Here is a 21,709-nt window from a genome sequence, read left to right as displayed (position 1 = left end):
CTAATAGAGGCTATAAGTGTCCGCAATCAAAGGAAATTATAAAAAGTGGTAACCAAGAAGCTACCCAATTCAAAAAACTTTCAGTGACTAACCCTTTCCAAAAAACAAAAGGAGGCTGTGAATATGAAAAGAACGATGAGCTATGGGAAAGCAGATGTTTGGGTTTATCGGACTTACGCAAAGCCACTAACCAGTATTCGTTCTATTCCTGAATCATCTTTTTCAGGTAGAAAGAATATCCTCTTTGGAATGAATGTAAAGGTCGCGATTGAAGGAGAAGCATTTTTTTCCTCTTTTAAAGATGGTGATAACACTTTAGTTGTTGCAACAGACTCGATGAAAAATTTCATCCTCAAGCATGCCGGAGATTATCAAGGAGCAACACAAGAGGGGTTCCTTGAATTTGTCGCACACCGCTTTCTTGAGACCTATTCACATATGTCAGGCATTAATATCTCAGGGGAACAAATTTCCTTTGAAGAGCTCCCCGTCCGGACGAATGAATCCTTCGAGCCTAGTCCACTTGTGTTTCGCTATTCATTAAATGAACAGGCTGGGACCACCATTGAAGTGAAACGTGAAAAAGATGAAATTATCACCTCCCATCACATAAGCAGTTTGAAGGGTCTCAAGCTTATAAAGGTAAAGGGCAGTTCGTTTTACGGCTATTTCAAGGATGAATATACCACCTTACCAGAATCCTATGATCGACCTCTGTTTATCTTTTTAAATATTGATTGGCGCTATAACAATATCGACGATGCCCGAGGAAATTCATCAGATGGGTATGTAGCTGCAGAACAAGTAAGAGATATTGCTTACTCTGTCTTTCATGAGCAGAACTCTCCATCCATTCAAAATCTAATTTACCGAATTGGTACTAGAATCCTAGAACGCTTTCCACAGTTACTAGAGGTTCGCTTTGAATCGAATAACCGCACATGGGAAACCATTTTAGATGAAATTCCTGATTCACTGGAAGGAAAAGTATTTACAGAACCTCGTCCTCCATATGGCTTTCAATGTTTTTCCATGACACGTGATGACCTCGAATCTGAGGGAGAGTCAAAAAAATGATCGGGAAGCTGACAACACATGTCCTTGACATAAGTATTGGCAAACCCGCTAGTGGTGTGTTGGTAGAGTTAGTACGAGTTAGTCGAGATAAAAAGATAGAGCACATCCTAACTTCCTATACAAATGAGGATGGCAGATTAAATCGGCCTCTTTTGGAGGGAGACAATATGAAAAAAGGAATCTATGAACTTCATTTTTATATAGGAGACTATTACCGAAATCGCGGAACTTCCGCTGAAGATCCCTCATTCTTGGATTGTGTTCCCGTTCGATTTGGTATTTCTGAACCGGCTTCTCACTATCACGTGCCGCTTTTGATTTCACCAGGAGGGTACAGTACTTACCGAGGGAGTTAGGAGGAAAAATGAAAACAGAACTTTGGGTGAAGAACGGATATGTTTTTACGGAAGAAGGATTTCGGAATGTCTGTATTAAAATTAAAGATGGCGTAATTTATACGCTCTACGAAAGTGAACACGAACCCTTCCAAGAAACCCATGTAAATATCATTGATGCAAGCGGTTGTTTGGTGGTCCCGGGATTTATCGATGCACATGTTCATTTTAATGATCCAGGTCGAACCGATTGGGAGGGAATTGAAACGGGAAGTCGTGCCGCAGCCATTGGCGGGACTACAACTATTTTTGATATGCCGCTGAATTGCTCTCCATCCATTACAAATGTGGAAAAACTAAACCTTAAAAAAGAATACTTAATCTCTAAGTCTTATATTGATTATGCATTATGGGGTGGATTAACGGACAGTAACGTTAACAATTCCTTAGAACTTTCCACAATGTGTGAGGGGCTGATCGGCTGGAAGGTATTTATGTCAGATAGCGGTATTGATGATTTTCCATATGTCCGACCCGACCAATTAAAGCAAGCTATGAAAATAGCCTTGGAACAAAAGAAAATCCTTGCCCTGCACGCAGAATGGCAGGATGAAATTGATAGTCTTACAGCATTTTATAAACAACAAAATGGTATGAGTGAGAGAAGTGCCTTTCTTGCCAGCAGGCCAATTTCAGCAGAAGAGAGGGCAGTCGACTATGCCCTTGAGTTGGCTGCAAAATATGGTACAGCTATTCATTTCGTCCACATTAGTTCAGCTAAAGTAGTCGAAAAAATTCAGGAAGCAAAGAAAAGCGGGATAAACGTTACGGTTGAAACCTGTCCTCATTATTTAATTTTTGATGAAGAAGATTTCCTAAAAACTGGTGCTATTCTCAAATGTGCTCCGCCGCTTCGACCAAGGGAAGAAGTAGAAGGGCTATGGGATTGTATTTCAAATGGTTGGATTGATACCATTGGTTCCGATCATTCACCCTGTCTTTTTTCTATGAAAAATACAGACTCCATTTGGAATGCATGGGGTGGAATCCAAGGCGTACAGTTTACCTGGCTAGCCTTATTGGATGAGGCACTTAAAAGGCAGATTCCCCTTAAAAAAGTTCTTCCATTAGGGACAGCTAATGTTGCTGAACGGTTTGGAATATCAGGAAAAAAAGGAAGAATACAACCCGGATTGGATGCGGATTTTGCCTTGATTTCATTAGATGAAACAACGATTGCCGATCCGGCTTCAATTGCTTTTCGAAATCAATATTCCCCCTATGAAAATAAAACATTTAATTTAAAAATAAAGAAAACAATTTTACGAGGAAAAGTAATTTATGACGATAAGAGAGGTGAAGCAAAAGAGAAATATGGTGAGTTTATCCACCAAAAGGAGGGATTTTATGGCTCAGTTCCCCACTAATCTAAAAGAGGCAATAGAGTGGCTAGCCTCTTTTGGGGAAGAGCCAGATGGAGGCGTTACTCGAACACTTTATTCTCAGCCTTGGAAGGAAGCCCAGCAAGCCTTAAAGGGGTGGATGGAGGAAGCTGGGCTGCTGACAAATTATGATTCTATTGGAAACTTATTTGGGAGATTGGCTACTCCTAATCCGAATGCCCCGACTATTCTAATTGGCTCTCATGTTGACACCGTTAAATCAGGCGGTAAATATGATGGTGCTTATGGAATTATTGCTGGAATAATGGCATTAGACTATTTAAAAAAGAAGTATGGGCAGCCAGCCATAAACCTTGAAGTAGTTTCTTTTTGCGAAGAGGAAGGCAGCCGCTTTCCGCTAGCTTGCTGGGGTTCAGGTATGATGACTGGAGTCTATTCCTTTAAAGATATTAGTGAAATCAAGGATTCGGAGGGTATTAGCTTTGAGACAGCTATGATGGCTGGAGGATTTGGACTTTCTGAATTCAGGGTCCGTAATGATATCAAAACTTTTATAGAACTACATATCGAACAAGGACCCACTCTTGAAAAAGTAGAAAAATCAGTTGGAATTGTCAAAGCCATTGTCGGACAAAAACGATTCCGGATAACGGTAACCGGTGAATCTAATCATGTTGGTACGACTTCAATGAAATGGAGAAGAGACGCCCTTCATGGAGCGGTAAACATGATTCATGACTTATACGAAAGTATGAAGGAATACGATGAGGATCTTGTAACAAGTGTGGGACAGCTATTTGTGGAGCCTAATATACCAAATGTAATTCCAAATCAAGTTCAGTTTACAGTCGATGCCAGACATCCCAGCGAAATGGTTTTGCGCTCTTTTTGTCAGCAATTTTCCAATGCGTATCAAAACATAGCCAAAAAGCACAGTTTGGATATAAAGGTAGAGAAATGGCATGAAGTTCAGCCTGCCCAGATGGATAGTGAACTTAACGAAATCATTCAAACTATCTGCACTCGAAGAACTATTTCCTCACATTGGATGAATAGCGGTGCGGGGCATGACGCCCAGCTGTTTTCACGAGTTTGCCCTACGACAATTCTATTCGTTCCCAGTCATGGCGGTATTAGCCATTCACCGCTCGAGTTTACTTCGGCAAAAGACTTAGAAATAGGTCTAGAAGTACTCATACAATTATTACATCAATTAGCGTACAACCGCTGAGGAGGGATTATATGAATCAGGATAAAGAAAAGCTGGTGCAGTGGATAGAGGACCATGAGGAAGATCTAGTCGCTTTTTTAAAAAAATTAGTGCAGACTCCATCCGATAATCCAGCTGGTGATTGTTTGCCGATAGCCAAAGTTCTAGAGAAACAGCTTTCCGAGCTTGGGTTTGAAAATGTGTCTCTCCTAGAAGTAGACGAAGAGAGTGTAAAAGCAAATGGGATGATTAGCATGGCTAACGTCCTTGCCCCAACAGTCTTTGGTGAAGGAACAAATGTTGTTTTAAACGCACACGGAGATGTTGTTCCTCCTGGTTTAGGGTGGAGTGTCGACCCATATGGAGGAGAAATTGTGGATGGAAAAATGTATGGGCGAGGGGTAGCTGTGTCAAAGTCTGATATTGCTGCTTATACCTATGCGGTGCTTGCTTTAAAACAACTTGATTATCCGTTATCTGGGAGAGTGGATCTTGCGTTTACATTTGATGAAGAAACAGGAGGAGAAATAGGTCCCAAGTGGCTAATAGACCGAGGCTATATCAAGCCTGATCAAGCCATCGTTGCCGGGTTCACTTATTCGGCTGTTAATGCACATAATGGATGTTTGCATTTTGAAATCAAAACAACCGGAAAGTCAGCACATGCAGCCCTACCGCATACAGGAATTGATGCAATTGAAGCAACTACTAAAATCGTAAATGTTTTATATGATTATCGTAAGACACTTACAGAAAAAAAATCATCGATACCAGGCATTGACTTTCCGACCTTGAATGTCGGGCTAATTTCAGGCGGAATAAACACCAATGTAGTTCCAGATGAATGCACGATTCGAGTGGACCGGCGATTAATTCCCGAAGAGGACTTCATTTCTGCAGAAACTGAGTTTAGAGAAATGGTCCATCAAGCTGTATCGGATATTCCTGGAATAAAAGTAGAACTCAGAAAAATCCTCCATGCAAAAAGCTTTGGACCAGTTCCGGAGAATACACCATTAGTTCAAGCTTTGGCTGCAAATTGGCAATCGATTTTGAAGGAGGAGGGGGAGCTACCGATCCACGGAGTACCGTTATATACAGATGCTCGCCACTTCTATGCGGCAGGAATTCCTACGATTATGTTTGGAGTCGGACCAAAAGTGCTAGAAGAGGCAAATGGACACCGAGCAGATGAAAATATTCGTTTATCTGATCTACAAGCTGCCACCAAAATCATAGCCTGTACCCTTTATGATTTATTGGCGGGTACATAGATTGGGTGGTGGCGGAAGTATGGTTTGGCACGTAAATCAATAATTTGGCACGTAAAACTGGAAAACGGCACGTAAATGAAAAATTCGACACATAAAAGGGTTTTTCTGGAAAAAAGGTCATTTAAATTAGATTTAGAATCATGCTCAACACAAAAAAACTGCCTCAAACGTTAGCTTGGCCTGGCACTCGCCAGGCTTTTTAGTTGATTAAGGTGGTGTTGGATCCAGTTTGGCACGTAAATCTATATTTTGGCACGTAAACTTAGAAAACGGCACGTAAACTAGAAAAATGGCATGTAAAAAATCAAAGGAGTGAAATAAATAAAAAGAGCCAAATGTTGGCTCTTAAAAGGTATGAGCTAAATCTTTAGCACGTGCTATCGCGTTTTCTTTGATTTCTTGTGCTTTGTCAGGCATTGCATTATGACCCTCAACAAATAACCCTTCAAAAGATGGGACTCCAAAAAATTGCATTATGATCTCAAGATAGCGGTGTCCCATTTCCATTGCAGCTGCTGGACCTTCTGAATAAATGCCCCCACGTGCTTGGATATGTAATGCTTTCTTGTCCGTTAACAGACCAATTGGACCTTTTTCGGTGTATTTGAATGTTTTACCTGCAACCGATACTGCATCAAGATAGGCCTTCATGACAGGTGGAAAGGAGAAATTCCATAAAGGCGTGACAAATATATATTTATCTGCAGAAATGAATTGCTCACTAAGCTCAGAAAGCCTGCCGACTTTTGTTTTTTCATCTGCGGAAAGTTCAGCAAAGTCCGTGCCTGAGCGAAGTTTTCCCCAGCCACTGAAGACATCTACATCAATTTGTGGAACGTCTTCTTTGTAAAGGTCCAGATTAATAATTTCATGATCCGGATTAACCTCTTTGTAGACATCAATAAATGCTTTCCCTACGGCCATACTATAAGATTGAGTATCATCATGGGGATGAGCTGTTATGTACAATACTTTTGTCATTTTCGTACCGTTCCTTTCCTTATATAGCTTGCATTCTAGTTTGTGCTGTGAATTAAATTATATGCGGGTGCCTATTATATACATGGAGAATTTTTTATGATAATTAAAAAAGGATTTGCCTATTTGCAAATCCCGTCTACTGGTTAGTTATTATTTTCGCTCATATAAGGATTACCACTAATATTTGCTCGAATTTCATCAGTTAAAATAAACGGCTCATTTACTGGTGTGGTGCTAGCGGATGATTCAGTGTTTTGAATACTTCCATCATAATGAATTGGTTTATTTGTCATAGGTAAATTCACCTCCACTAATGTAGTGTATACATAATTCTACGATTTATTTACTATGTTTGATAGGTAATTTTTAATATTCTAAATGTTATTTTTGTTGGTATAAATTCACTATGAAAACACTAGTATTTGGGTATAATGTTTTCCTTATTTAACCTTTCCTTGTTATTTATGATAAAATTTTTAAAAAAGGAGTCGGCTCATCATGAAAATAATTGACCTGCATTGTGATGCATTACTTAAATTGTCTGAAGGAAAAGGCTCGCTGCGTTTTGCTGATTCGAAAGAATTACAGACCAATAAATCTCGATTACATCAAGGGCAAGTCAAGGTTCAGTGTTTTGCGATTTTTATTGATCCGGATATTCCGTCGGACCATAAGTTTCAGACTGCGATAGAGCAAATAGATTATTTCTACAAGGAAGTACTCGGAAAAAACCAGGACATGGTTCATATCAAAGAATGGTCTGATTTTGAACGAATCAATATCGGCCAAATTGGTGCCATGCTAACACTTGAAGGTGTGGATGCTATCGGTAACGATATAATGAAGCTTCATATCCTTTATCAGCTGGGTGTTCGTTCAGTTGGTTTGACATGGAATAATGCTAATTTAGCTGCAGATGGTGCAGGAGAACCACGTGGAGGCGGACTTACGCTTTTTGGTAAAGAGATTGTACAGTTTAATAATGATCATCAAATCCTGACAGATATCTCTCATCTAAGCGACAAAGGGATTTGGGAGGTCATCGAATTAGCCAAGTATCCAATCGCAAGCCATTCTAATTCACGAACGCTTTGCCATCATTTACGTAATTTAACGGATGACCAGGCCACTGCGATGTTTAAAAGAAACGCTATGGTTCATGTGATCTATAACCCTCCATTTGTAAAAGAATTTGGTGAGGTGAAAATTACAGACCTAGTCAGACATATCGACCACTTCTGTTCATTAGGTGGTGCGCAGCACATTGGGTTGGGCTCAGATTTCGACGGAATATCAACGTTTATCACGAATTTAGAGGACGCATCGAAATCGCAAAATCTGATTAATGAATTATTAAAGCACTTTAAAGAGGATGAGGTGAGAGGTTTTGCTTACCAAAACTTTCTTGACCATCGGCCAGGAGTGTTAGGATGAAAATCAGGCAGGCAGGAATAAGTGTAGGCAGGCTTCCAACAGGTTCCAAAAATTGTATAACCGATGTTGAGGGTGTAATGGTTGGACATGTAACGCTGGATTATCCTCTGGATGAAGCAGGAGAAGACTATGCCTGTACAGGAGTTACAGCGATAATCCCCCATAAAGGGAATGTATTTAAACAGAAAGTAACAGCTTCAAGCTATGTGATTAATGGGTTTGGGAAAACAACTGGCCTTGTTCAAGTCAATGAGTTAGGACAGCTTGAATCGCCGATTATGCTGACGAATACGTTTGCAGTACCTGCAGTCACCCAAGGAACTTTAGAATATATGCTGGCTGAGAATCCTGAAATTGGGGAAACAACAGGTACCATTAACATAGTTGTTGGGGAGTGTAACGATAGTTATTTGAATTCGATACGGAAATTTCCTGTAAAGCCGGCGCATGCGATTGACGCGATTAGAAATGCTTCAGATAATCAGGTCGAAGAAGGTGCTGTTGGTGCCGGTAAAGGGATGATTTGCTTTGGTTACAAAGGTGGGATTGGTACGTCTTCGCGTACCATTGATGAATACACGATAGGGTGCTTAGTCCTTAGTAATTTTGGTAAAAAGGAAGAACTTCAAAAATTACGTTATTTAAAAGTGGAGGGACTTTCGGAAACGGCAGATGGCTCGATTATCATTGTGCTCGCAACAGATGCACCTTTAAGTGACAGGCAGTTATTGCGTTTATCAAAACGCTGTGGCATTGGGCTTGGCAGAACCGGAAGTCATTTTAGCCATGGCAGCGGTGATATCGTCATCGCGTTTTCAACTGCTCATAAATCAGAACATTTTACTGAAGAAATGACGGAACAAAGGCTCCAACTTCGTGAAGAACATCCCCTGATGAACCAATTATTTACGGGAGCGGCAGAAGCAGCAGAGGAAGCAATCTTAAACTCACTGTCTCAGGCAGTCACAACAAAAGGAAGAGCGGGAAGAGTAGTAAATAAAATCACCTTTACGGACGGGGAATGAACCATATGTATCTAACCATTAAAGAAACAGCAGAATATCTGAATATGCCAGAGTCAACCATTGAAGCCTTAATCAAACAAAAGAAAATCCGTGCCATCCATGACGGAGAAGAGTGGATCATCAACAAAGAACAATTCAACACCCACCTAAAACAAATCGAAAAATACAAACACCTAGTCGAAGAAATCCTAAGCGAACCCATCCCCGAAGACCACGACATCAAGGACGAGGACTAAAAAATATTATGGTGCCTGTCACCGGTCGTGGACAGTGTCCACGTGGAATGGACAGTGTCCCGAAAAGCCTAATAAGGAGGGGTTCTAATGGGTAATTTGTTCTTGAAAAGAGTTTATGAACCGTATGATGAGTCTGATGGTTTTCGGATTTTAGTTGATCGTATTTGGCCACGTGGGATCTCAAAGGAGGTGGCGAAGCTGACGGCATGGGAGAAGGAGGTTGCTCCAAGTCCTGAGCTTCGTAAGTGGTTTTGTCATAAGCCTGAGTTGTTTGAGGAGTTTCGAACGAAATACTTAGAGGAATTGCGTACGGATGAACAGAAACAGAAGATTTTAGATGAAATCATTACAATGACATTAAAGGGGAAAGTTACTCTCCTGTACGGTGCAAAGGATCCTGTATATAATCATGCTATTGTTTTACTAGAGGAGTTAAAAAGAATAATGAATCATGAAGAAGAAAAATCCAATTACACGTATTAAGAGGAGTTCCCATTAAAAAGGGGATTTCCTCTTTTTTGTCCCATTCAATAAAGGATTATTATATAAACCTATGGAATATCTATTTATGAATATTAGAAATCCTACTAACCCAAAAGGAGTACAATATGTAGAGACTGTTCTTAGAAATACGGGTGTTTTTACAGATGATTTGATAGACCCCCTAGCATATTTTCGGGTCCCATCCATGAGTTAGATAACAAACTGAATACCATCTGGAGTTAATTCTTATTGATACTACATGAGTGCAGGTGCCACTGGGAAAACTCCTAAATAAGTCAACACAACTGGGAGTTTTATTATGAAAAATTATGTCGTATTATTCTGTATAATTTTGGTCCTGTTTGGGACTTATACCGGGCTCCGTGGTTCGTCGGCCAGTACAAAGGAGATTAACCTTGTAGCCCTCGGTGATTCAATCACGCATGGAGTAGGGGACCCTGCAAAAAAGGGGTATATAGAAGGAGTTAAAGTAAAATTGCAAGAAAAACTGAATACTCCTGTTAAAGTGAGCAACTTTGCTATACCTAGGTATACAACCGATAATATTCTCGAACAGCTGAAGGATAAAAAAATTTACATGCAAATAAAAAAGGCAAATTATATTATTCTTTACATAGGAACGAATGATTTTAGAAAGAGTGCAGAATTTCAATTTAATCCACTTCATGTAAAACGAATCAATCAGGGAAAAGTTAAATTCACAACCAATCTTCATAGGATCATTGAAAACATAAGAAAAGGCAATTCTGCTGCTCCTATTTTTGTGCTAGGTCTATATCAACCCTATATAGAATATCCAAATCAGAAGGAAATTCTAAGCACGATAGAACATTGGAACAATGAGATAGTCAAGGTGGCTGGTGATTATGAGCAGACTTACTTTGTTCCTATTCTAGACCTATTTCAAAACAAACCAAAAAGTAACTATTTCAGTGATTCCTTACATCCCAACCCTGCTGGATATCAATTAATCGCTGAACGATTATCTGCAAAAGTATTAAAAGAAGTTAGTTTTAAATAATCAACGAATTAGAAATCAAAGTGAGACTAAGCTATGAATTAAGCAACTAATACTAAAAGGAGTAATTACAATGAGAACATTGAATCAAATACCCGTTGTTAAAGCAGAAATGTTAATTCGCAGACCGGTCGAAGAAGTATACGAAGCATTTATTAACCCTGAAATTACTACAAAATTCTGGTTCACCAAAAGCAGTGGGAGATTAGAATCGGGTAAGCGTATTAGATGGGATTGGGAAATGTATGGTGTTGGAGATGACTTGCTTGTTAAGGAAATAGAGCAAAACAGGTTAATTCGGATAGAGTGGTCCGACGGCACCCAAGTTGAGTGGATATTTTCTCCTCGAAATGATAATGAAACTTTTGTCTCGATTACCAACTCAGGTTTTTCTGGAAGTGGAGATGAAATGGTAAACCAAGCCGTTGATTCAATGGGAGGGTACACAATGGTACTATGCGGGTTAAAGGCGCTTCTTGAGCACAACATCTATTTAAATCTTGTGGCCGATAAGGCTCCTGATGCTCTTGTTAATAAGTAAGTGTATTAAGGCAGATAGATCCACGTGGATTTGGTCTGCCTTATTTAGAGGGAGTCTACCATATTGAGAAAAGCCTGGAATCAAGGAATCCTATTAGCTGGGATAAGTGCAGGTTCCATTTGTTTCCTTTGAAAATAAAGTAATCGAGACCAAACTTCAAACAGAATTCTTAGGTTCTTATAAAAGACTGTATCTCCAGAATGCAGATCTTAAAACTATTTTAATGATGTTATTTGGTAAAGGAATAAAGCGAAAATAGGTATAATTACCTTCCCTTTTAAGCAGTATAAAGATGTTGCTTGTCAACATACATAAAAGGAGGAATTACTACTTTGACAAATCGAAATGACAATCGTAAACAACCACATACTGGAGGAAGCAAAGCAGACACAGAATTTGGTGCAGAACAAGGATTAAGCAAGAAAGCAAGGAAACAAGCAGCAAGAGATAATAAAAAGAACTCTTAATTCAAAGTAAAAAACGCCTCTAGGGGCGTTTTTCAATTTTATATTACAAAATAAAACACACATAAGAAGTGAGACAAACTGCCAAGCATGATAAAGATGTGGAAAATCTCATGAAAGCCCATGTATTTGGATTGAAGGAATTTTGGCTTAGCCCCGTAGATGACACCGCCGATTGTATAAAAAATACCTCCGAGTATTAATAAAAATAAACCCTTCGAGTCCATGCTTCCTGCTAATGGTGAGAATACAAACACAATCATCCAGCCCATGACAAGATACAGTGCTGTAGAAATCCAGCGCGGACAATTAAACCATACCATTTTAAAAACAACTCCACTTAAAGCTATCGCGGCAATGATTGAAAATAGGATATTACCGGTTGTTCCATTTAAACTGATAAAACAAAAAGGTGTGTAGGTACCTGCAATCAAAATAAAAATCATCGAGTGATCGAGTCGTCTTAAAAAAGCAATTACATGATCTTTAGCTATTACCATATGGTAGGTGGCGGAAGCAGAATAAAGGAGGATCATGCTGACACCAAAAATAATGACAGCCGTAATGGCCATCGTTGACGAGGTCGTACTCGACACTTTGATCACCATCGCAAGAAGTCCTACAAACGATAACAATGCTCCAGTTAAATGAGTCAGTCCATTAATTGGTTCCCGAATAAAATTGCTCAAGTGAAAACCCTCCTAATACAACATGTAGTTTTGATAACTACTTATAATGATACTCGTAAAACACCATCTAGTCAATGGATAATTGTTACGATATAATGTTAATCAGAGAACACTAGAATCGGGGTTTTTGTTATGGAAAAAATCAATGATATACTCGACCAGCTTGGATTGGAATCTAACCTAACGATAGATGAAATACCGAATATTGATTTGTATATGGATCAGGTAATACAGTTATTTGAAAACAAATTTGCAGATTCAAAGCGAAATGAAGAGGAAAAAGTTCTTACGAAAACAATGATCAATAATTATGCGAAAGGGAAACTGATCTTTCCAATTAAAAATAAGAAGTATTCAAAAGAGCATTTGATTTTGATGAGTTTAATTTATCAACTAAAAGGAGCTCTTTCCATTAACGATATTCAGGTCACGCTTGATGGCATAAATAAAAGGATTATCAAAGAGGATATAGAAATAGAATCTTTTTATAATAGTTATTTAGCTCTCTCCCAAAAAAACGTTACTGATTTTAATGAGGATATCAATGAGCGTGTCAAGGATGTAAATGAAGAAGTATCAAAAATGGAGGATCGGAACGCTCCTTACCTCGAGCAGGTACTTATGATTTCTTCGCTCGTACACATGAGTAATTTATATCGAAAAGTAGCAGAAAAGCTGGTTGACGAAATTGTAGTTGAAAAAGAGGGAAAGCGTCATAGATAATTATATCTTTGACGCTTTTTCTAGTTGATTCACTTCCTCATCTGTATATCTTTTACGTCTGTACCAATATCAATTATTTTCGGTGCAGAATCATGAACCACAACATTATTTATTGAGACTGAATCAGCCCGATTTACCCCTCCGTAAACTTTAATATCTGTACTGGCACTTTTAAACCCCTTTAGTGAAAGATTACTTAGTACCACATTCCTTGCACGGTACTGTATCGCAATAATTGGGTTGCCTTTGTAGTCGTAATCAGGGTCGCCAATCAATGTAAAGTGGTTGATAACGACATTTTTATAGGCAGACACTACCAAGCCGCGTGGCGTGGAACCCTTATATAAATCTGTGAAAATCGGTCTAATGGCGGCAAGATTCATAGCAGTAATATTGTATGCCGATTTTGACTCAGTATCTGTGCTTTTGTGGTGTCCGATATGACGGAAGTTATAGGATCGGTTATCGTTGACAGAAATATGTCCTAGGATTTTCACGTTTGAGGCAGCAGATGAATTTTGATGGGCCTTAATTTCAATGCCCCCAAAGCATCTTGCAGTTGAGTTATTAACCAATAGAACATTCCTCGATCCATCATCAATTTCGAACCCATTTGAATTTGAAAAACCCTTATGATGTGCACGGCCGCTCGGATCACACATATGAGAATTGGAAATAAATATGTAATCACTATGATGGGTGGTAACCCCGTCATCTCCAAATCCATACCCATTTAGGTTATCGAGCCAGACGTATTTGCTGCCACCTTTACCACGATATCCGTCCCCAGCATAATTGTACAGGGTAGAGGAAATATCAAAGCAATGAAGTCCTGAATTAATTCCTTCAACATCATTTATCCAGCCATATGTGACATTTGCATAGGTCAAACAGCTTGAATGATTTCCCCAAGTACTCGTCTTTTTTACATCTCCGAGCCTTTCAACATTCCAATCTAAACTCATTCCCTGTACAAAAATATGATTATTTCCTTTCCAATGGTTTGAGTTGGTAATTAATCTCGTTCCTTTGGAGGAACTCTCATGCAGTTTAATTGTTGTTCTTCCTTTTCCGGCACCTATAAGGCATGTCCATGACGGAAGGAGGATACCTTTTGTGATAAAGATTCCCGCAGGAACAATTACCTTTACCCTGCCATTTCCAATCGCATTTTTAAAAGCTGCTGTATTGTCTGTTTTTCCATCCCCAATCCCGCCAAAATCTTTAATATTTACTTCCCTTGTAATCCCACTCAGTAAGTTTCCGTATTCGTCATCTAGTTTTAGCTTCCATTCAGGATACACATTTCCTTCAGGATCGATGTTTATTTGTGTTGGTTCCAATATGCTCGAAGGCTTAGCGAATAACCGAAATAATCTCTCAATGATTTTCTTTGAAAAAGGAACTTTAAAAGGTACCTTGTTGACTTGAGGAATAGGCTTATTTTCAATGCATCGCTGGAAAAGCTGCGCTGTCTCTGTGATGACCTTATCTATATCTAGTTGTTTACCTGTAATTTCCGAAAGGAGTTCTCCATTTTTTTGAGGATTATGGAATTTATCAAAATTCATCATTCTTCTTCACTCCTTACATTAATAAAACTATTATCGCCGATAAGTAGGAAAAGCTCTAGTATATGGAAAAACAGGTCCTTGTTGCTGAGAATCTTTAATAAAAAAATTAGTCAGTTTTATGTATCTTGAATATTTATTAACCATTAACATCAAAATACTAACATACGTTCGGAGGTGGCGGAAATGGAAGATAAGAATTATGAAAAAATCTATGAAGAGTATAAACAGCAAAGTGAGCAGCAAGCACAGTTAGAGGCGGGTCAAGGCAATCTTGATGGAAAAGAAGAATTTGTTGCGGTTAAGAAAAACGATGATGGGGATATTATTGCTTTTAAAACAAGTACAGGTAGAGAGCTGGATTACATTACGGCTCTAACTGAAGCAAAATCAGGTCAGATCTCACATGTAGATGTTTTTCATAAATACGGCAGAGATATCATTCGAAGCGAACCGGATGGAATAAAAGAAAACAATCTTGATCGACTTCCCGAATTTTAATTTGGCGAAGGGAGTGGCACATAATAGCCGCTCCTTTTTCTTTTCATTAGAAAAAGGTTTTTTAACAACTCAATGGAATATAAATAGATAAAAGTGTTTTTTAGGGGGGAAAGTAGTGAAGATTTTGAGACTGATAGGGGTTGTTGGATCGATTGGAAGTTTGCTATTTTGCAGTTTTATCTTAGTTTATAACCCATATACGCATTCAAGTGTGGACCCAGATGTCTTTACATCTTTCACTATTATGTACTTATCGCCCATTATGTTGGCGATTTACGCAAGCCTTACCTTGAAACACAATCTACTTATTATTTGTTCTATCTGGGCATTGCCGCTCAGTTTATATTGTTTAGCAACTCCTGGTGTATTTAAATTTCTTGTTATTGGACCAATTCTATTACTTATTGTAGGAATCGTAATGTTAAAGAATAAGAGAACTTATTAGAGAAAAAGGTGGGAGTAATGTTTTTTCTTTTGCTAACAGGAATGATTATTTCATTTGTGGTTGGAACTACGTTTTTACTTAATGGGGAAATGGTATTTGGCCTGCTTGCCATGGCAGTGGGTATTTTATTGCTGCTGTTTGTCCTGTTTTATTATGGAAAAAAGAAGTATCGTAAAAAGAAGGATGATTGTACACCAGACTGCTACGATTTCGATTGCGGACCAGATTGTGATGGAGGACCTGATTGTGACTGTGGACCAGATTGTAATTAAATTGAAGTGGTTAATGGATCTTGTACCTTGTCATCGGATGAAGTCTAGAAGTCTAACCATAAAAGGGTATACTCTCCCCTTGTGTGCACGATGCACAGGGATATTATTGGGTTATTTATTTTTTCCGATATTATTACTCGTTAATTTGAATTTATCTCTTTGGTTGGGGATAATATTAAATTTTCCAATGGTTTTGGATGGCTGGACCCAAAAAAAGAAACTTCGAATGAGTAATAATTCATTAAGGTTTACGACAGGAATCATAAGCGGCTTCGGTCAGAGTATTATAATTGTTAGTATCAGCCAGATTATTATTTCTATTGGATTGTAAAAAAGTACACTTTTATCCGTTTCATACTTGTCCAAGTAAGCATAAGATATGGCAGGATGTTATGGAAGGATGTAGATTTATGTTTGATTCCTTGTTTGAGTTCTTATCCCAGCTATTCACATTGATTTATCAATTTATTATATATATTTTACAAACACTTCAAAATATTTTATAAAGGTCGAGAGAGACGGCCTTTTTTTTGTTAAAGTGGAATTATTAGAATTTAAAGGTTGTGAAAAAAGTGGAATGTTTAGGATGTAATTTAGCAAATCAAAATTTGCCGGTTCATGTTGTTTTTGAAGATGAATATGTATGTTGTTTCCTAGACTATGAGCCATATAATGAAGGGCATATTTTAATATTGCCTAAAATACATGTTCATGACGTGGAAGAACTTGACGAAAATACTGCCAATGCAATTATGAAGGTATCTATTCTTCTATCAAAAGCAATAAAAAGATTGTTTAATCCAGATGGGATTACTATCTGCCAAAATGGCGGGATATTTAATGAATTAACTCATTACCATATGCACGTTGTACCTAGATATAAAGATCAATCATTTGCAGATTTCTATTCAGATGATGAGACTGTTATAGAAGATGAATCGAAGTTAAAAGAGACAACTAGAAAACTAGTCGAAGCTATTAGTGAATTAATCAAATAAGGGGAGGGTTCAATATGATAACTCTTTACATAACAAGGCATGGTGAAACAGAATGGAACCGAGAAAAAAGAATGCAAGGCTGGTTGGATTCAAATCTAACGGAAAATGGAATTAAAAATGCTGTATCTTTAGGTGAAAGACTAAAGGATATAGAATTAACAGCGATTTTTTCAAGTCCAAGCGGGAGGACAAAGGCTACTACCAATTTTATTCGGGGTGAAAGGAATATTCCTGTTATTTACGATGAGGATCTCAAAGAAATTAAACTAGGTGAATGGGAAGGAAAAACTCATTCATCAATTAAAGAAATGTATGAAGATGAGTTTGAGTCATACTGGAACACACCCAATCAATTTACCACTGTTGGAGGAGAAACGTTTGAAGAAACACGAGAAAGAGCTGTTCGTGTTTTAAACAGAATTAAAAGAGAATATAAATCTGGGAATATTTTAATAGTTACTCATTCAGTACTAATAAAATGTATGTATTCATTTTTTAAGAATGCGTCAATAGAAACCTTATGGGAACCTCCATTTATTCACGATACGAGTCTAACGATTGTAGAAATGAATGAAAATGGATATGAAATTGTAGTAGCAGGAGATATATCACACAGGGAAACTGTAAAATAAAGTAGGATGTGAGGACGTGGACATTAGACTAGTCAAAGCAACAACCTTAGATGCACAGGCGATTTTTGATATTCAGGTAAAGGCATTTATGCCCTTGTTGGAAAAATATCAGGATACTCATACAAACCCAGCAAACGAAACAATTGAACGAGTATTAACAAGAATAAACAATCCTAATGGTGGATTTTATAAAATAATTGTCGATAACTTCCTTGTTGGTGCCATATGTATTCTATCGAAAGAGGAATTCCATTTCTGGATAAGTCCAATGTTTATTCTTCCTGCCTACCAAGGGAAAGGGATTGCCCAGAAAGCTATTACTCTTATAGAAGAATTGTTTCCCCAAGCCATTAGCTGGGAATTGGCGACCATTTTAGAAGAAGAGCGTAATTGCTACTTATACGAAAAAATGGGATACATAAAAACAGGTGTTAAAAAGAATTTAAATGAAAATACCACACTGATTTATTTTAAAAAAGTACTATAGAGAAATGGGGGTGAGGGAGATAAATAGAATAGAACCCTACAAAGCAGCTGAATTGTTTACTTCGAAACATTTCCCGAATTGTCATGGAGCTTTATTAGCAGGGAGTGTCGTTCGAGGAGAATCCACAGCAACATCTGACCTTGATATCGTTATCTTTGATAAGAATCTCAAATCGGCATATAGAGAGTCAGTCATTGACTTTGGTTGGAATATAGAGGTTTTTGTACATAACTTATCCTCTTATAAGGAGTTTTTTAAAAATGATTGTGAACGAGCGAGACCATCATTGCCTAAAATGGTTTCAGAGGGAATCGTCATAATTGATAGTGGAATAATAGAGTCCATAAAACAAGAGGCAAATGATTTATTAGAGAAGGGTCCAGAAGAATGGTCTGCTGAAACCATCAAAATAAAGCGTTATTTTATTACGGATTTACTTGACGATTTTATAGGGAGTACCAATAGAGCAGAGGAAATTTTTATTGCAAATACACTTGCTGAATTAGTTAGTGAATTTGTCTTGAGAACGAATCGAAAATGGATAGGTACTTCAAAATGGGTAGTTCGTTCATTAAGAAACTATGATGAAAAGTTTGCAGACCATTTTGTCGAGGCGTTCGATAGCTTTTATAAAACGGGTGATAAAAATAAGATTATAGTAATGGTTGATGAGATCCTACAGCCATTTGGCGGTCGGCTATTTCAAGGTTTTTCATTAGGGAAATAGTAAAAAAGAGCTTGGATCCAAGCTCTTTTCATTTCTTTATACTTCAATTTGTTTTATGATTTTAGCAGGATTTCCACCTATCACGACATTATCAGGAACATCTTTTGTTACGACTGCGCCGGAGGCAATCACGACATTATTTCCTATGTTGATTCCTGGATTGATAACGGCTCTTCCGCCAATCCAAACATTATGACCTATGTTTACGGATTTTCCATACTCTTTACCTGAAATTCTTTCATTGGGGTCTAGGGGATGTGTCGCTGTATAAATGTTTACTCCAGGGGCAATAAAGCAATTATCTCCGATTCGAATTTCACAAACATCCAAAAACACACAATCAAAATTTGCATAGAAATTCTCTCCAACGTGGATGTTGTAGCCATAATCGCAACGGAAGGTTGGTTCTATGTATATATTCTTTCTAGTTGAGCCGAATAATTCATTTAATAGAGCAGTCCTTTTCTCCTCATCGGTTTCAAGTGTCTCATTGTATAATCTGGTAAGTCTTCTGGCATTTAAACGTTCTTGCAACAATTCCGGATCGGCGGCATAATAAAGTTCACCGCTCAACATTTTTTCTTTTTCAGTTTTCATTTTAATCTCCTGATTTTTGGAATTTAAGTTAATAGAAGCGATTATATCATATCAAAGAGTCGAACATTAATAAAAAGAGATATGAAGACCTATTTGTATGAAAAATGGAAAATCCACACATACTTTCCTCATTAAGACACTTTATCTGAGGAGTAGTATAATGCATTGGTATGAGAAGTTGAATCAATATTTTCCGATTGAGGAAATGAAGTCGAAAGAGCATATGGAAACATTATTAAGAGAGAGGTCTGATATTTATCATAAGGATGAGGGACCTAATCATGTTTTGATGTATGCAGAGTTAGATGATTTTGTATTTATTGATTATCTTTTTGTTTCAAGAAATGCCCGTGGTCAGGGACTCGGTCATCAGCTGTTAGAAAAAATGAAACAAAAAGGAAAGGCAATCATTCTAGAAGTTGAACCAGTTAGCTATGAAGACAGTGATACAGGAAAAAGGCTGCATTTTTATAAACGAGAGGGCTTTGAACACGCAAACTCAATAGGTTATCAAAGGCGGTCATTAGCAACAAATGAGGTTAATAAAATGGAAATTCTCTATTGGGCACCAAATAAAGAGTCCGAAGAGCTAATTTTTGAAGCGATGAGAAAGACATATAATAAGATTCATACCTATAAGGATCAACATTTTTATGGTGAATCCTACCAACCTGTTGAAGAGGTCTTGACCTTTAATGAAGATCCTCAAAATCAAAATATATTAGATGAACTTGAAAAATAGAGCTTTACTCTTAAAGGAGTAAAGCTTTTCTATTTTTTGGAAGGATTAACAGGTTAAAATGATGAATATATACTTTTGAGAATCATTTTGGAGGTGTTTGAATGAAAAGGCTAATAATCATCTTATTTCTTTCAACGTTTTTATCCTCCTGCAATCAAATCATTGGCTGTCCTGATGGCGCAATTGAGTGGGTTGATCTGTTAAAGATTAATGATGTTACCTATCAACACCAATTTGAAGAAGCATCGGATGAACCATTAAGCACTCAAATTGAAAAGGGAGAGCCGGTTGGAAAAGTTACCTATAAAATGGCTGATAATGCCTGTAGTGACCATAAAATGAGAAATGGCGATGCAGCCTATTTAGAAAAAGGAACGACTGTTTATGCTGTAAGGGGCTATCCTTCATCTTTCATGGTGGTTGCAAACGATAAAGTCTATGTGGCAGATCAAAAGAAAGACGCAAAAACAATCGGAGATATTTATCCAATTAAGGATTTGGTAAAGGATATCCATGTTGAAAGCACAGATGACGGCCGCAGAATTCATACTTTTTCGCCTGAAGCGAAGGAAAAGTTTCTTAATGAATGGCTTTTATTAGCAGTTACAGACCACATGGAAATGTATAAAGAGAAAGCTTTTGAAGGCAATCGAATATTTTTAGGGATTGAACTGAAAAATGGAATTTCATTTCGAGAGCTATACTGGTCTGATACCAACGCTTTCCATCGCGGTGCCTATGGAAACAAAAAGATTCAGGAAGTAATTAATCAAGAATTAGCTTTTATAAAGTAGTTTTTTTAACGAAGTGGAGGTATAAAAAATGAATAGAATAAACCTGATTACGTTAGGCGTAAAAAATATCTCTCAGTCTCTAAGGTTTTATCGAGATGGATTAGGATTTGAAACGTCTGTTTCAGAGGAAAGCCCAGGAATTGTGTTCTTTAAAAATGGAGGTACGAAACTGGCTTTATATCCTTTAGATGAGCTGGCAAAGGATATCAATGAAAACGACCCTCCTACAGCCCAAGGTTTTTCTGGGATTACTCTCGCTTATAATGCAAAATCCGCAGAAGAGGTCGATCGGATTTTTGAAACTGTGGAACAAGTTGGAGGAAAGATTGTAAAAGCCCCACAAACGGTATTTTGGGGAGGATATAGTGGATACTTTTCAGATCCAGATGGGTACTATTGGGAGGTAGCCTATGCTGAAAGCTGGAATTTTGATGAAAATGATATGTTAATCATAGAGTAAATGATAATGCTTTAACTCACTGGGAATGTGGAAGCGGAAGGGAGTTGCGCGAACGCGGATTCGGAGCCGATGTTAAGCATTCCAGCCGGTTAAATGTCTATCAAACAGTACCAATTTTAAAAAATGAACATTTTGTGCAGTATTTTGGGAGAGGTTTATTGAATGAATCAGATACATATCCGACATTATGAAGAAAGTGATTTTAATAGAATACAAGAGTTAAACCAAGAAGAGGGCTGGAATAACTTAGTGGAAAAGAACGAAGACACGAAGGAAGCATGGAGAAAATCAAATGTATCATATGTTGTAGAAGCAGAAGGTGACGGTATAGTAGGCTATATTCGAGGTTTTACGGATACACGTATCACTCTCTATATTTGTGAATTGTTAATTGACAAAAGTTATCGAGGGTTCGGTATTGGGAAGAAATTACTTCAGCACGTCCACAGTTTATATTCCAAAACTAGAATAGAAATGCTTGCGTCTAGTACTTCTCATACTTTTTACGAAGAACAAGGATATCGTGCATTTTACGGTTTTAGGAAGACGATAGAAGAGTAAAGTCAGGA

31 protein-coding genes are annotated in these 21,709 nt (G+C 37.8%); 26 read left to right on the top strand and 5 right to left on the bottom strand.

Annotation, left to right across the window (positions count from 1 at the left end):
• Positions 1–123: 123 nt before the first annotated feature.
• From pucL to TR08_RS29940, 5 genes are read left to right on the top strand one after another with little or no spacing between them, the layout of a single operon-like run.
• Positions 124–1,077, top strand: a complete 954-nt coding sequence (gene pucL / locus TR08_RS29960; protein WP_045524647.1) for a factor-independent urate hydroxylase — start codon at positions 124–126, stop codon at positions 1,075–1,077.
• Entirely contained in the window at positions 1,074–1,433 is a 360-nt protein-coding gene (gene uraH, locus TR08_RS29955) for a hydroxyisourate hydrolase (RefSeq protein WP_152597557.1), read from the top strand. The genes pucL and uraH overlap by 4 nt, the downstream gene beginning before the upstream one ends.
• Before the next feature lie 8 nt (positions 1,434–1,441).
• Positions 1,442–2,839, top strand: a complete 1,398-nt coding sequence (gene allB, locus TR08_RS29950; protein WP_045524646.1) for an allantoinase AllB — start codon at positions 1,442–1,444, stop codon at positions 2,837–2,839.
• Positions 2,820–4,046 (top strand): M20 family metallo-hydrolase, encoded by a 1,227-nt coding sequence (locus TR08_RS29945; RefSeq protein WP_045524645.1) that lies wholly within the window; start codon positions 2,820–2,822, stop codon positions 4,044–4,046. Before allB ends, TR08_RS29945 begins: the two co-directional genes overlap by 20 nt.
• A gap of 11 nt (positions 4,047–4,057) precedes the next feature.
• The gene (locus tag TR08_RS29940) at positions 4,058–5,299 is read left to right on the top strand and encodes an ArgE/DapE family deacylase (RefSeq protein WP_045524644.1); all 1,242 of its coding nucleotides are present in this window, start codon (positions 4,058–4,060) and stop codon (positions 5,297–5,299) included.
• Between the two features lie 345 nt (positions 5,300–5,644).
• On the opposite strand, the gene TR08_RS29935 is transcribed toward TR08_RS29940, so the two are convergent.
• Both TR08_RS29935 and TR08_RS32955 read right to left on the bottom strand, forming a co-directional pair.
• Positions 5,645–6,280, bottom strand: coding sequence for an FMN-dependent NADH-azoreductase (locus TR08_RS29935; RefSeq protein ID WP_045524643.1), 636 nt, complete (start codon positions 6,278–6,280; stop codon positions 5,645–5,647).
• A gap of 143 nt (positions 6,281–6,423) precedes the next feature.
• On the bottom strand, positions 6,424–6,573 hold the full coding sequence (locus tag TR08_RS32955) for a hypothetical protein (RefSeq protein WP_193747885.1): 150 nt from the start codon (positions 6,571–6,573) through the stop codon (positions 6,424–6,426).
• Between the two features lie 205 nt (positions 6,574–6,778).
• Between TR08_RS32955 and TR08_RS29930 the strand changes: the two genes are divergently transcribed.
• The 8 genes from TR08_RS29930 (at position 6,779) to TR08_RS33780 (ending at position 11,505) form a co-directional block, all read left to right on the top strand.
• Positions 6,779–7,714 carry a dipeptidase gene (locus TR08_RS29930; protein WP_045524642.1) on the top strand — a complete coding sequence of 312 codons (936 nt, stop codon included), beginning with the start codon at positions 6,779–6,781 and terminating at the stop codon, positions 7,712–7,714.
• The gene (locus tag TR08_RS29925) at positions 7,711–8,739 is read left to right on the top strand and encodes a DmpA family aminopeptidase (protein WP_045524641.1); all 1,029 of its coding nucleotides are present in this window, start codon (positions 7,711–7,713) and stop codon (positions 8,737–8,739) included. The genes TR08_RS29930 and TR08_RS29925 overlap by 4 nt, the downstream gene beginning before the upstream one ends.
• Before the next feature lie 5 nt (positions 8,740–8,744).
• On the top strand, positions 8,745–8,975 hold the full coding sequence (locus TR08_RS29920; protein WP_045524640.1) for an excisionase family DNA-binding protein: 231 nt from the start codon (positions 8,745–8,747) through the stop codon (positions 8,973–8,975).
• Between the two features lie 87 nt (positions 8,976–9,062).
• Entirely contained in the window at positions 9,063–9,458 is a 396-nt protein-coding gene (locus TR08_RS29915) for a DUF488 domain-containing protein (protein ID WP_045524639.1), read from the top strand.
• Positions 9,459–9,777: 319 nt separating this feature from the next.
• A complete protein-coding gene (locus TR08_RS29910) occupies positions 9,778–10,500 on the top strand; it encodes a GDSL-type esterase/lipase family protein (protein WP_045524638.1) in 723 nt (240 codons plus the stop codon).
• Positions 10,501–10,570: 70 nt separating this feature from the next.
• A complete protein-coding gene (locus tag TR08_RS29905; protein ID WP_045524637.1) occupies positions 10,571–11,038 on the top strand; it encodes an SRPBCC family protein in 468 nt (155 codons plus the stop codon).
• 63 nt (positions 11,039–11,101) lie between these two features.
• Positions 11,102–11,170, top strand: a complete 69-nt coding sequence (locus tag TR08_RS34150; protein ID WP_370576437.1) for a hypothetical protein — start codon at positions 11,102–11,104, stop codon at positions 11,168–11,170.
• A gap of 200 nt (positions 11,171–11,370) precedes the next feature.
• Entirely contained in the window at positions 11,371–11,505 is a 135-nt protein-coding gene (locus TR08_RS33780) for a hypothetical protein (RefSeq protein ID WP_274521068.1), read from the top strand.
• Positions 11,506–11,543: 38 nt separating this feature from the next.
• On the opposite strand, the gene trhA is transcribed toward TR08_RS33780, so the two are convergent.
• The gene (gene trhA, locus TR08_RS29900; protein ID WP_045524636.1) at positions 11,544–12,191 is read right to left on the bottom strand and encodes a PAQR family membrane homeostasis protein TrhA; all 648 of its coding nucleotides are present in this window, start codon (positions 12,189–12,191) and stop codon (positions 11,544–11,546) included.
• 132 nt (positions 12,192–12,323) lie between these two features.
• Here trhA and TR08_RS29895 point away from each other — a divergent pair, with 132 nt between their 5' ends.
• Positions 12,324–12,914 (top strand): DUF1836 domain-containing protein, encoded by a 591-nt coding sequence (locus TR08_RS29895; RefSeq protein WP_045524634.1) that lies wholly within the window; start codon positions 12,324–12,326, stop codon positions 12,912–12,914.
• Positions 12,915–12,943: 29 nt separating this feature from the next.
• Here TR08_RS29895 and TR08_RS29890 read toward each other — a convergent pair whose 3' ends face one another.
• Positions 12,944–14,488 carry a glycosyl hydrolase family 28-related protein gene (locus tag TR08_RS29890; RefSeq protein WP_045524632.1) on the bottom strand — a complete coding sequence of 515 codons (1,545 nt, stop codon included), beginning with the start codon at positions 14,486–14,488 and terminating at the stop codon, positions 12,944–12,946.
• A 183-nt stretch (positions 14,489–14,671) separates the two neighbouring features.
• Between TR08_RS29890 and TR08_RS29885 the strand changes: the two genes are divergently transcribed.
• The 8 genes from TR08_RS29885 to TR08_RS29850 all read left to right on the top strand — a co-directional run bounded on the left by TR08_RS29885 (position 14,672) and on the right by TR08_RS29850 (position 18,547).
• Positions 14,672–14,986, top strand: coding sequence for a DUF3892 domain-containing protein (locus tag TR08_RS29885; RefSeq protein ID WP_045524630.1), 315 nt, complete (start codon positions 14,672–14,674; stop codon positions 14,984–14,986).
• Between the two features lie 115 nt (positions 14,987–15,101).
• Complete coding sequence (locus tag TR08_RS29880) at positions 15,102–15,431, top strand: hypothetical protein (protein WP_045524627.1); 330 nt, start codon at positions 15,102–15,104, stop codon at positions 15,429–15,431.
• 17 nt (positions 15,432–15,448) lie between these two features.
• Positions 15,449–15,703 carry a hypothetical protein gene (locus TR08_RS32950; RefSeq protein WP_045524625.1) on the top strand — a complete coding sequence of 85 codons (255 nt, stop codon included), beginning with the start codon at positions 15,449–15,451 and terminating at the stop codon, positions 15,701–15,703.
• The gene (locus TR08_RS29870) at positions 15,585–16,034 is read left to right on the top strand and encodes a DUF2085 domain-containing protein (RefSeq protein ID WP_370576436.1); all 450 of its coding nucleotides are present in this window, start codon (positions 15,585–15,587) and stop codon (positions 16,032–16,034) included. Before TR08_RS32950 ends, TR08_RS29870 begins: the two co-directional genes overlap by 119 nt.
• Positions 16,035–16,275: 241 nt before the next feature.
• Positions 16,276–16,701 carry an HIT family protein gene (locus tag TR08_RS29865; protein ID WP_045524621.1) on the top strand — a complete coding sequence of 142 codons (426 nt, stop codon included), beginning with the start codon at positions 16,276–16,278 and terminating at the stop codon, positions 16,699–16,701.
• A gap of 14 nt (positions 16,702–16,715) precedes the next feature.
• Complete coding sequence (locus tag TR08_RS29860; protein ID WP_045524619.1) at positions 16,716–17,333, top strand: histidine phosphatase family protein; 618 nt, start codon at positions 16,716–16,718, stop codon at positions 17,331–17,333.
• A 16-nt stretch (positions 17,334–17,349) separates the two neighbouring features.
• Positions 17,350–17,820 (top strand): GNAT family N-acetyltransferase, encoded by a 471-nt coding sequence (locus TR08_RS29855; protein WP_045524617.1) that lies wholly within the window; start codon positions 17,350–17,352, stop codon positions 17,818–17,820.
• 4 nt (positions 17,821–17,824) lie between these two features.
• Positions 17,825–18,547 carry a nucleotidyltransferase domain-containing protein gene (locus TR08_RS29850; protein WP_045524615.1) on the top strand — a complete coding sequence of 241 codons (723 nt, stop codon included), beginning with the start codon at positions 17,825–17,827 and terminating at the stop codon, positions 18,545–18,547.
• 36 nt (positions 18,548–18,583) lie between these two features.
• Here the strand turns inward: TR08_RS29850 and TR08_RS29845 are convergent, their stop codons facing one another.
• Positions 18,584–19,144 (bottom strand): maltose acetyltransferase domain-containing protein, encoded by a 561-nt coding sequence (locus tag TR08_RS29845; RefSeq protein ID WP_045524613.1) that lies wholly within the window; start codon positions 19,142–19,144, stop codon positions 18,584–18,586.
• Positions 19,145–19,304: 160 nt separating this feature from the next.
• Between TR08_RS29845 and TR08_RS29840 the strand changes: the two genes are divergently transcribed.
• From TR08_RS29840 to TR08_RS29825, 4 genes are all read left to right on the top strand, one after another.
• A complete protein-coding gene (locus TR08_RS29840; RefSeq protein WP_045524611.1) occupies positions 19,305–19,886 on the top strand; it encodes a GNAT family N-acetyltransferase in 582 nt (193 codons plus the stop codon).
• 101 nt (positions 19,887–19,987) lie between these two features.
• Entirely contained in the window at positions 19,988–20,680 is a 693-nt protein-coding gene (locus TR08_RS29835) for a hypothetical protein (protein ID WP_045524609.1), read from the top strand.
• Positions 20,681–20,708: 28 nt separating this feature from the next.
• The gene (locus tag TR08_RS29830) at positions 20,709–21,140 is read left to right on the top strand and encodes a VOC family protein (protein WP_045524607.1); all 432 of its coding nucleotides are present in this window, start codon (positions 20,709–20,711) and stop codon (positions 21,138–21,140) included.
• A gap of 162 nt (positions 21,141–21,302) precedes the next feature.
• Entirely contained in the window at positions 21,303–21,701 is a 399-nt protein-coding gene (locus tag TR08_RS29825; RefSeq protein WP_045524605.1) for a GNAT family N-acetyltransferase, read from the top strand.
• Positions 21,702–21,709: the final 8 nt, after the last annotated feature.

This window comes from Neobacillus niacini (assembly GCF_000759675.1).
GTDB lineage: Bacteria > Bacillota > Bacilli > Bacillales > Cytobacillaceae > Neobacillus > Neobacillus niacini_A.
Note: the sequence above shows the minus strand (reverse complement) of the source record. Positions and strands in the feature narration are given on the sequence as shown.